The sequence below is a fragment of the Tissierella sp. genome (assembly GCF_032104385.1).
GTDB lineage: Bacteria > Bacillota > Clostridia > Tissierellales > Tissierellaceae > Tissierella.
The window spans coordinates 21245-31949 of record NZ_DAMCHJ010000021.1 but is presented as its reverse complement, the minus strand read 5'-3'; the positions used below and the strand labels follow the sequence as shown (position 1 = coordinate 31949).

The window sequence follows — 10705 nt, the reverse complement described above, 5'->3', positions numbered from 1 at the left end:
ACGCCAAATTCATGCGAATGATAATGAGCAAATGAATTTGTGCAGTGAGACTGCGGGAAATGACCTAACACAGCGAAAGTAGTGAGCTGATGTAGGTCAAACGCAACGAACGCCAAATTCATGCGAATGATAATGAGCAAATGAATTTATGCAGTGAGACTGCGGGAAATGACCTAACTTAGCGAACGATAGTGAGCTTTAGTAGGTCAAAGGCAACGAACGCCAAATTCATGCGAATGATAATGAGCAAATGAATTTGAGCTGCGAAGCTGTGAACTATAACTAGAGAGAAGGTGTAATCTTGAGTGGAGTTGTGGGAATTTATAGTAAAAAAAGAAATGACGTATCAAAGATAATATACTATGGTTTATATGCACTACAACATAGAGGTCAAGTAAGTACAGGTATTGCAGTAAATAACAATGGTTTTGTTGATTACTTTAAGGACTTAGGACTAGTACATGAGGTCTTTCCAACGAAAATTATGGAAAGACTTAGAGGGAATATTGGTATAGGACATATTAGATATGCTACCATAGGAGATACAACTACTACAAATGCACAGCCTTTAGTTGTTGGATATAAAAGAGGTGCATTGGCATTAGCTCATGATGGTGCTGTAGTAAATTTTGAAAAACTACGTGATGAATTGGAAGATCAGGGGGGCATATTTCAATCTCAACTAGATACTGAAGTTATACCTAATTTAATAGCTAGATATCATAAAGATAGTGTAGAAGATGCTGTAGTAAAGGCCTTGGAAACTATAAGTGGGACCTATGGATTAGTTATGATGACAACGGATAAATTAATAGGTGCAAGGGATCCTTACGGAGTGAAACCTCTTTCTCTAGGGAAGTTTGGAGAAGATTATATATTGGCATCAGAAACCTGTGCCTTTGATACTATAGGAGCTGAATTTATTAGGGATGTAGAGCCTGGTGAAATTGTGGTTATAGATGAAAATGGGTTACAATCTATAAATAAAAATACAAGAGGGAAAAGACCATGCTTATTTGAAATAATATATTTTGCAAGACCAGATAGTAAATTAGATAGTAAGAGTATTTATTTATCAAGAATAAATGCAGGAAAAGAGTTGGCTAAAGAGTCAGCTGTAGATGCGGATATTGTCATAGGTGCACCAGATTCTGGTACTATACCAGCCATAGGATATGCAGAACAGTCAGGAATTCCATATGCAGAAGGTTTAATAAAGAATAGATATGTAGGCAGAACATTTATAGAACCAACTCAAGAACTAAGGGAGCAAGGAGTTAGAATTAAACTCAATGTATTAAAGGAAAATGTTGAAGGAAAGAGAGTAATATTAGTGGATGATTCTATAGTAAGAGGAACTACTATAAAAAGAACTATTGAAATGCTTAGAAATGCAGGTGCTAAAGAGATACATGTTAGAATATCTTCGCCGCCAGTTCTTTATTCATGTCATTTAGGTATGGATTCGCCTAATAGAAAAAACTTAATAGCAGCTCAAATGTCAAAGAAGGAAATAAAAGAATTAATAGGAGTAGATTCCTTAGAGTATCTATCCCTTGAAGGATTATTAAAGGCGGCAGGTGGAGAAGGATTTTGTACAGGATGCTTGAGTGGGGAGTATCCTATAGTAAATATAGCGGATAGTAAAAAGTGAATAGTTTTAGAAACAGTGAAGAGTGAATAATTTTAAGTAATTTCTTAGGGGCTTTTTAGCTACTCACTATTCACTATTAACTAAATAATTGGAGGGTTTATGGTGAGCTTAACTTATAAGGACGCAGGTGTAGATAAAGAAGCGGGATATAAAGAAGTACAGCTTATAAAAGGAATGATAAAGAAAACTCACGTTCCAGGAGTTTTATCAGATATAGGTGGGTTTGCAGGTTTGTTTCAACTAGATACAAAAGCCTATGAAGAACCAGTTTTAGTATCAGGGACAGATGGAGTAGGTACAAAGCTAAGACTTGCTTTCATGATGGATAAACATGACACTATAGGTGAAGATTGTGTAGCTATGTGTGCTAATGACATTCTTTGTCAAGGAGCTAAGCCCTTATTTTTCTTAGACTATATAGCTACAGGAAAACTTGTTCCTGAGAAGATGGCAAGTATTGTAGAAGGCGTATCTAATGGTTGTATAAAAGCAGGATGTGCTTTGATTGGTGGAGAAACAGCTGAAATGCCTGGATTTTATAAGGAAGAAGAGTATGATGTTGCAGGTTTTTGTGTAGGAGTAGTAGACAAGAAAAAAATAATAAATGGTTCTACTATAGAAGAAGGAGATTATATTATAGGATTACCATCTAGCGGAGTTCATAGTAATGGATTTTCTCTTGTGAGAAAAATAATATTTGATAAGGAAAAGATGGAAGTAGACCAATATATAGAAGAGCTTGGATGTACAATAGGTGAGGAACTTCTAAAGCCTACCAGAATATATACAAATCCAGTATATAATTTAGTGCAAAAATTTAATATTAAAGGATTATCTCACATAACTGGCGGAGGATTTTATGAAAACATTCCAAGAATGATACCAAAAGGATTAACAGCCTATATAGATACTTTTATGATAAACACTCCAATTATTTTTAATCTTTTACAAAAATGGGGTGGTATTACAAGAGATGAGATGTACGGTACTTTTAATATGGGAATAGGTATGGTTATTGCAGTAAGCAAAAGTGAACTAGAAGATATTACAAAATATCTAAAAGATCAAGGTGAGGAATTTGTATTACTTGGTGAAGTTAGGAAAGGTACTGAAGGAGTAGTATTATGTCACCAGTAAAAATAGGGGTTTTAATCTCTGGAGGAGGGACTAATTTACAGTCCATAATAGATAATATTGAAAATGGAAATATAAATGGAGAAATGAAACTAATTATTTCCAATAGAAAAGATGCTTATGGTTTAGCTAGAGGAGAAGACGCAGGAATAGAAAGTATTTATTTAGATAGGAAATTATTTAATAGCGAGGAAGAATATAATTTATATTTAATAAAAGAGTTAAAAAAAAGGGATGTAGAATTAATTATCTTAGCTGGATATTTAAAGGTATTATCAAGAGATTTTATTCAAGAATTCAGTGGAAGAATAATAAATATTCATCCTTCCTTGATTCCTAGTTTCTGTGGAAAGGGATATTATGGTGAAAAAGTTCACCAAGAAGTTTTAGCTTATGGTGTAAAGGTAACGGGAGCTACAGTTCATTTTGTAGATGAAGGTACAGATACAGGACCTATAATACTTCAAGATATTGTATATGTAGATAGTGAAGATACTGTGGAGATCTTAAAAGAAAAAGTATTAGAAATAGAACATAAACTATTAGTACAAGCAGTGAAGTTATACTGTGACGGAAGGATATCTAGGGAAGGAAGAAAAGTGATTATTAAATAGAGGTGATATAATGAAAAGGGCATTGATTAGTGTTTTTCATAAAGAAGGTATTGTAGAATTTGCCTCAGAATTAAAGAGATTAGGCTGGGAAATAATATCAACTGGTGGAACCTATAAAATTTTAAAGGAATCAGGAATAGAAGTAATAGAGGTAAACAATGTAACTAATTTTCCAGAAATATTAGATGGTAGGGTAAAGACTTTAAATCCATATATTCATGGTGGGCTTTTATATAGAAGGGATGATGAAAATCATATAAAAACAATTGAAGATATGAAGATAGATCCTATTGATATGGTGGTTAACAATCTTTATCCTTTTGAAGAAACTATAAAGAAACCAAGTGTGACTCATGAAGAAATTATTGAAAACATAGATATTGGCGGACCATCTATGATTAGGGCAGCAGCTAAAAACTATAAGGATGTAACAGTAATAATAGATCCTTCTGACTATGAACAGGTACTAAATGAGTTAAAATCTGAAGGAAAAACTACTTTTAGAACAAGACAATACTTAGCAAGAAAAGTTTTCAACTATACAGCGTATTATGATACTTTAATATCAAATTATTTTAATGAAATAGAGGAAGTTATATTTCCAGAAAAACTAACTTTAGCCTATAAGTCTAAGGAAGAATTAAGATATGGAGAAAATCCTCATCAAAAAGCAGCCTTTTATAAGGAAGTAGGAAAAAAAGAAGGTACTTTAGCAGGAGCAATTCAGCTTCATGGAAAAGAGTTATCATTTAATAATATAAATGATGCAAATGGTTGTATTGAAGCTTTAAAGGAATTTGATGAACCTACAGTAGTGGCTGTAAAGCATGCTAATCCTTGTGGTATTGGAAGTGGAAAGGATATATTAGAAGCTTATAAAAAGGCTTATGAATGCGATGAAGTGTCTATATTCGGAGGGATAATTGCAGCAAATAGAGAAATAGATGAAAAAGTAGCAGAAAAAATAAATGAGATTTTTATAGAAATAGTGATGGCGCCTTCCTTTACAGAAAAAGCATTAAAGGTACTTGCTCAAAAGAAAAATATAAGAATTCTACAAATAGATAGCATTCTGGATAAGAAATACAAAGAGCTAGATATAAAAAAAGTGCTGGGGGGACTTTTAGTTCAAGATAAAGATAGCATTTTATTAAATGAAGAAATAAAAGTAGTAACTAAAAATCAACCTACAGAAAAACAAATGGAGGATTTGCTATTTGCATGGAAAGCTGCAAAGAGTGTAAAATCTAACGGAGTAGTTATAGCTAAGGATAAAGCAACTATAGGAATTGGATTAGGGGAAGTAAATAGAGTGTGGGCAGTACAAAATGCAATAGAAAGAGCGGGAGAAAAGGTTAAAGGAGCTGTTTTAGCTTCTGATGGATTTTTTCCATTTAAAGATTCTATAGAGTTATTGTCTGGTGCTGGGGTTGCAGCAATTATTCAGCCAGGAGGTTCCTTAAAAGATAGTGAAGTTATAGAAGAAGCTGATAAAAATAGTATTTCTATGATAATCACTGGAATAAGACATTTCAAACATTAATGTCTAGGAGGTTAGAAAATGAAAGTATTAGTTATAGGCAGTGGTGGTAGAGAGCATGCATTATGTTGGAAAATATCTAAGAGCCAAAGAGTAAGCAAAGTTTACTGTGCACCTGGAAATGGCGGTACTGCTGAAGTGGCTCAAAACATACCTATAAATGTTGATGAAATAGATAAATTAACAGATTTTGCCATGGAAAATCAAATTGACTTAACTGTGGTGGGTCCAGAACTACCTTTAGTGCTAGGCATAGTAGATAAATTTCAAGAAAAAGGGTTGAAAATTTTTGGTGTGAATAAGATATGTGCTCAGCTTGAGGGAAGTAAAGATTTCTCTAAAGAGTTTATGGAAAAATATAATATTCCTACTGCTAAATATAAATCTTATATAAACTTAGATGAAGCAATAAAGGGACTTGAGGAATTTACTTATCCATTGGTCATAAAGGCAGATGGATTATGTGCTGGTAAAGGTGTAGTTATTTGCAATAGTGAAGAAGAGTCTATAAATACATTAAAAAACATTTTAGGAGATAAGATTTTTGGCTCTGAAGGTGAAAAAGTAGTTATAGAAGAATTTTTAGATGGTATAGAAGCTTCACTTCTTTGTTTAGTTACTAAAGATAAAATAATTCCAATGGAATCTGCCAAAGATTATAAGAAGATATATGAAGGAGATAAAGGGCTTAATACTGGAGGCGTAGGTTGTTATTCTCCTAGCCCTTTATTTAATGACGAGTTAAATGGAAAAATTGAAAAGAATATTCTAGAAAATATACGAATTGGATTAGATCAGGAGAAAATGGATTTTAGAGGAATATTGTTTATAGGGTTAATGCTGGTGAATGGTGAGCCTAAAGTTTTAGAATTTAATGTAAGATTTGGAGATCCTGAAACTGAAGTATTAATTCCAAGGCTTGAATCAGATATAATAGATATATTTGAAAAGACTATAGATGGTTTTTTAAATAGCTCGGATTTAATTTGGAAAGAAAATGTTTGTGTTACTGTAGTTCTTACATCTTATGGTTATCCTGAGAATTATGAAAAAGGGTTCAAAATCACAGGTGTGGAGAAACTAGATAAAGATATTATCCTTTTCCACAATGGAACAAAAAAATTGGGTAATGATTTAATTACAAATGGAGGAAGAGTTTTATCTGTTACTTGTTTAGGGAAGACTATTGAAGAAGCTAGAGAAAGTATTTATTTAGATATAAATAATATTAACTTTGATGGAATGAGGTATAGGAAAGACATAGGAAAATTAAAATTTTAGATTGATTAATTTATAAGGCAGGGTAAAACCTGCTTTTTTATTGAAAAAGATTTCCAAAATCTTGTTGTTCTGTTATAATACTATATAGTATTATAGTTTTACAATAAATTGAATCTATAGAAATTCTTGAAAAAATATTTATTTTATTGAAGAGGCATATATGAGTAAGGGTATAATTTACTTAGGTAATTTAAATAATAGGTAGTATAAAATAAATATAAGGAGGATTTAGTATGAAGACTGACGTTCAAATTGCTCAAGAGGCAACAATGTTGCCAATATCTGAGGTGGCATCAAAGCTAGGAATAGACGAAGATAAGTTAATACATTATGGTAAGTATAAGGCGAAAGTTGATTTAGGACTTTTGGAGGAATTGAAAGACAAACCAGATGGAAAACTAGTTTTAGTTACTGCTATTAATCCTACTCCAGCAGGAGAAGGAAAAACCACTACAAACATAGGTCTTTCAATGGGATTGAATAAGATAGGTAAGTCTGCCATAACAGCACTTAGAGAGCCATCACTTGGACCTAGCTTTGGAGTTAAAGGCGGAGCTGCTGGTGGAGGATATGCTCAAGTAGTACCTATGGAAGATATTAATCTTCATTTTACAGGAGATTTTCATGCAATAACTACAGCTCATAACTTAATTTCAGCTTTATTAGATAACCATATTCATCAAGGAAATGTATTAAATATAGATCCAAGAAGAGTAGTTTGGAAAAGGGTTCTTGATATGAATGACAGAGCCTTAAGAGATATAGTAGTAGGTCTAGGTGGAAAGCCAAATGGTATGCCAAGACAAGATGGTTTTGATATAACAGTTGCTTCAGAGATAATGGCAATATTCTGTTTATCAAAGGATTTAGAGGATTTCAAGGCTAGAGTTGGAGAAATTATAGTAGCATATAAATTTGACGGAAGTCCAGTATTTGCTAAAGATTTACAAGCACAAGGTGCCGTAGCATTACTTATGAAAGATGCGGTTAATCCAAACCTTGTTCAAACATTAGAAAATACACCAGCATTAATTCATGGTGGACCATTTGCGAATATTGCTCATGGATGTAATTCAATGTTAGCTACAAAATTAGCTTTAAAGATGGCAGAATATACAATTACAGAGGCAGGATTTGGCGCGGATTTAGGTGCGGAAAAGTTCTTTGATATTAAATGTAGGTTTGGTGGATTGAAACCAGATGCTACAGTTATTGTAGCTACAATTAGAGCGTTAAAATATAATGGTGGAGTTAAGAAAGATGAGTTAGGCTCCGAAAACCTAGAGGCATTAGCTAAAGGATTTGAAAACTTAGAGAAGCATATTGAAAATGTTAATAAATTTGGAGTACCTGCTATAGTAGCGATTAATAAATTCCCAACTGATACGGAAGCAGAACTTAATTATGTACTTGAAAGATGTAAATCATTAGGTGCAGAAGCTGTTCTTTCAGAAGTATGGGGCAAAGGTGGAGAAGGCGGAATAGAAATGGCTAAGGCTGTAGTAAAGGTATGTGAAACAAAAGAGTCCAATTTCAAACCTTTATATGATGTAGAAGATTCAATTAAAACTAAGATTGAGAAAATAGCTAAGGAAGTTTATGGCGCAGATGGAGTAGATTTTACTAAATCATGTGAAAAGACAATAGCTAATATAGAAAAATTAGGATTTGATAAGATGCCAATTTGTATGGCAAAGACTCAATATTCACTTTCAGATGACCCAACTTTACTAGGTAGACCAAGAGGATTTAAAATTACAGTTAGAGATATAAAAGTATCAAGAGGAGCAGGTTTCTTAGTAGCTTTAACAGGAGAAATCATGACAATGCCAGGATTACCAAAAGTTCCAGCTGCAAACAATATTGATATATTGCCAAGTGGAGAAATAGTAGGATTATTCTAGATAATAGCTGGGCAAAGACCCAGCTATTATTATCGTTATCCACTTGAATAGTTAGTAAGAAACTATAAATTATTAGGAGGCAAAAAATGGAATTTAATTCAAAAATAAAATCTGATCAGGTAGATGGTTTTTTCGAGGCGATTTTACTTCTGGAAAATAAGGAAGAATGTTATAGGTTTTTTGAAGATATATGTACTATAAAGGAGATACAAGCCATAGCACAGAGACTTGAGGTTGCAAAATTACTTAAGGCAAATAAAACCTATAATGAAATAGAAGCAGAGACTGGAGCTAGTACAGCAACTATAAGTAGAATAAATAGAGCTTTAAACTATGGTTCTGAAGGATATAATATTGTATTAAAGAAGTTGGGGATAATAGATTAATAAAAACAGGGACTAAGAGTCCCTTATTTCTTACTAAGATACATAAATAGTAATTAGTTTTGATGGAGGTGTGAGTGTTGGGAAAACTTACTAACATTGATAAACTAGAAATAGGAATGCTCTTAGATAGGGATGTAATAGATATAAAAACAGGTGCAGTGTTAATACCAGAAAACACCGCTATAACAAAAGCTTTTATTGATAAATTAAATATTCATGGAATACATTTTGTATTTATAAAAGATGAAATAATACGTGATGAAATTGAAAATGAGAAATTGACTAAGGAATATTCTAAGATAGAGAGTACGCTGGATAATGTATTTAATGAAATAAAAGAAGGTAAACAATTGGAATCTGATAAGATAATTTCAGAAATGAATACATTTGTTGACGAAATAGCCTCAGAAAGAGATATACTTACTCAAATGCGACTTCTTCAAAAAAAAGATGATTATACATTTAATCATAGCTTAGGTGTAAGTATATTAGCTGCTAGTTTAGGGAAATGGATGAATTATTCTAAGGATAAAATTTTAGATTTATCTATAGCTGGACTTTTACATGATATTGGGAAATTGAAAATTTCAGATGAAATAGTAAAAAAACCTGGTAAGTTAACTATTGAAGAATATACAGAAATGAAAAATCATTCACTATATGGTTATCAAATATTGTTGGAAACCAATAAATTTAATAATGATATTTTATTAGGAGTTCTGCAGCATCATGAGAAAATTAATGGGACAGGCTATCCTAGTGGCATTAAAGGAGATGAAATCCATGAGTACGCAAAGATAATTGCTGTATGTGATATATATCATGCAGTTACATCCAATAAAGTATATAGAGATAAGGACTCACCCCTAAGAGCCGCAGACTATCTTAGAGATGAGAGTTTTTCTTCTTTAGATCCTCAAATTACTCAATTGTTTTTAAAGAACATATCTACATTTTATGTAGGAAATAAGGTTTTATTAAGTGATGGTTCAATTGGAAAAATAGTATATATACATCCCCAAGATGAAACTAAACCTATAGTACAAATAGATAATAGATTTATAGATTTTTTTCAACCACAAGAAGTTGAGATATTAGATATAGTAATATAAAATGAAAAAGCAATAGCTGATAATAAATTCTAAGATGGAAAGCAGGGATAAAAATGATGTGGAAAGATAAATATAAAGTTGGCGTAGAATTAATTGACGAGCAACATAAAGAACTTTTTAAGCGTTTATCAGAATTTATTCAAATAGTTCAAAGTAAAAGTGACTGGGATGAAAGACTGGATAAGGTAAAGGAAACAATGGAATTTATGCAAGAATATGTAGTGTTTCATTTTAATGATGAAGAAGAGTATCAGAAAAAAATTAATTATCCAGATATTGAAATACATAAGGAAGCACATAGAAAGTTTAAAGAAGGTATTAATGATTATGTTAGGATTTTTGAACAGGGTGGATTTACGGAGGAAAAGATACAGGAATTTAGTGCTAAGCTAATGACATGGCTAATCATGCACGTAGGAAAAATGGATCAGAAGATTGGAGAGTATGTAAGGGAAAAAGGGGGACAAGAGTAATGAAAGCAGAATATGTAAACTCCTTTTATAAGGCAACTCAAGATGTATTTCGATTAATGCTTGATACGGATGTAGAAAGAGGTAATTTACAGATAGTAGAGGATATGGTTTGCAGTAGAGAGGCAAATATTATTCTTGGAGTTACAGGGGACTTAAAAGGTACAATACTTTTTAGCTTTACAAAAGATATGACATTAGAAATGGTAAAAATAATGTCAGGAATGGAAATGGATGAGATTGACAACTTTGTATCCTCAGCTTTAGGAGAGGTGGCAAATATTGTTGGCGGGAATGCAGTAACCAATTTAACCAACCATAATTATATATGTGATATTGCTCCGCCACAAATAATCATAGGAGAGTATAAATCTATTTCTATGGCAAATAAAAAGGCATTACTTATGCCGCTAAAAACACCTATTGGTGAATTTGACATTAATATATTTTTGGTAGAAAAGTAAAATTTAAATTCATTGTATAATGATTATTGGCAATATATAATTATATTTAGGGATATTATGGAGCGAAATGGTGTAATAGATCAAGCTGCTGATTTAATGGAGTCTCAATATGAAGTCAGTTAGATAATATAATCGAAGGAACTCAT

10 protein-coding genes are annotated in these 10705 nt (G+C 32.2%); all 10 read left to right on the top strand.

Annotated elements, in window-relative coordinates; translation table 11 throughout:
• Positions 1 to 301: 301 nt before the first annotated feature.
• The 10 genes from purF to RT714_RS14790 all read left to right on the top strand — a co-directional run bounded on the left by purF (position 302) and on the right by RT714_RS14790 (position 10559).
• Positions 302 to 1654 carry an amidophosphoribosyltransferase gene (gene purF / locus RT714_RS14835; RefSeq protein ID WP_313758660.1) on the top strand — a complete coding sequence of 451 codons (1353 nt, stop codon included), beginning with the start codon at positions 302 to 304 and terminating at the stop codon, positions 1652 to 1654.
• 102 nt (positions 1655 to 1756) lie between these two features.
• Positions 1757 to 2791 carry a phosphoribosylformylglycinamidine cyclo-ligase gene (purM, locus tag RT714_RS14830; protein WP_313758658.1) on the top strand — a complete coding sequence of 345 codons (1035 nt, stop codon included), beginning with the start codon at positions 1757 to 1759 and terminating at the stop codon, positions 2789 to 2791.
• Positions 2779 to 3402 carry a phosphoribosylglycinamide formyltransferase gene (gene purN, locus RT714_RS14825; protein WP_313758657.1) on the top strand — a complete coding sequence of 208 codons (624 nt, stop codon included), beginning with the start codon at positions 2779 to 2781 and terminating at the stop codon, positions 3400 to 3402. Before purM ends, purN begins: the two co-directional genes overlap by 13 nt.
• Positions 3403 to 3412: 10 nt before the next feature.
• The gene (gene purH / locus RT714_RS14820; RefSeq protein WP_313758656.1) at positions 3413 to 4945 is read left to right on the top strand and encodes a bifunctional phosphoribosylaminoimidazolecarboxamide formyltransferase/IMP cyclohydrolase; all 1533 of its coding nucleotides are present in this window, start codon (positions 3413 to 3415) and stop codon (positions 4943 to 4945) included.
• 18 nt (positions 4946 to 4963) lie between these two features.
• A complete protein-coding gene (purD, locus tag RT714_RS14815; protein WP_313758655.1) occupies positions 4964 to 6223 on the top strand; it encodes a phosphoribosylamine--glycine ligase in 1260 nt (419 codons plus the stop codon).
• 233 nt (positions 6224 to 6456) lie between these two features.
• The gene (locus RT714_RS14810) at positions 6457 to 8127 is read left to right on the top strand and encodes a formate--tetrahydrofolate ligase (RefSeq protein WP_313758654.1); all 1671 of its coding nucleotides are present in this window, start codon (positions 6457 to 6459) and stop codon (positions 8125 to 8127) included.
• 86 nt (positions 8128 to 8213) lie between these two features.
• The gene (locus RT714_RS14805) at positions 8214 to 8513 is read left to right on the top strand and encodes a YerC/YecD family TrpR-related protein (RefSeq protein WP_072975547.1); all 300 of its coding nucleotides are present in this window, start codon (positions 8214 to 8216) and stop codon (positions 8511 to 8513) included.
• Positions 8514 to 8590: 77 nt separating this feature from the next.
• Positions 8591 to 9625: an HD-GYP domain-containing protein gene (locus RT714_RS14800; protein WP_313758652.1), complete on the top strand. Its 1035-nt coding sequence runs from the start codon at positions 8591 to 8593 to the stop codon at positions 9623 to 9625.
• 53 nt (positions 9626 to 9678) lie between these two features.
• Positions 9679 to 10098: a hemerythrin family protein gene (locus RT714_RS14795; protein WP_313758650.1), complete on the top strand. Its 420-nt coding sequence runs from the start codon at positions 9679 to 9681 to the stop codon at positions 10096 to 10098.
• Entirely contained in the window at positions 10098 to 10559 is a 462-nt protein-coding gene (locus tag RT714_RS14790) for a chemotaxis protein CheX (protein WP_313758649.1), read from the top strand. Before RT714_RS14795 ends, RT714_RS14790 begins: the two co-directional genes overlap by 1 nt.
• Positions 10560 to 10705: the final 146 nt, after the last annotated feature.

Coding starts and splice junctions, on each gene's coding strand:
- RT714_RS14795 (WP_313758650.1), top strand. CDS start 9,679: ATGATGTGGAAAGATAAATATAAAGTTGGCGTAGAATTAATTGACGAG.
- RT714_RS14810 (WP_313758654.1), top strand. CDS start 6,457: ATGAAGACTGACGTTCAAATTGCTCAAGAGGCAACAATGTTGCCAATA.
- RT714_RS14805 (WP_072975547.1), top strand. CDS start 8,214: ATGGAATTTAATTCAAAAATAAAATCTGATCAGGTAGATGGTTTTTTC.
- purD (WP_313758655.1), top strand. CDS start 4,964: ATGAAAGTATTAGTTATAGGCAGTGGTGGTAGAGAGCATGCATTATGT.
- RT714_RS14790 (WP_313758649.1), top strand. CDS start 10,098: ATGAAAGCAGAATATGTAAACTCCTTTTATAAGGCAACTCAAGATGTA.
- purN (WP_313758657.1), top strand. CDS start 2,779: ATGTCACCAGTAAAAATAGGGGTTTTAATCTCTGGAGGAGGGACTAAT.
- purH (WP_313758656.1), top strand. CDS start 3,413: ATGAAAAGGGCATTGATTAGTGTTTTTCATAAAGAAGGTATTGTAGAA.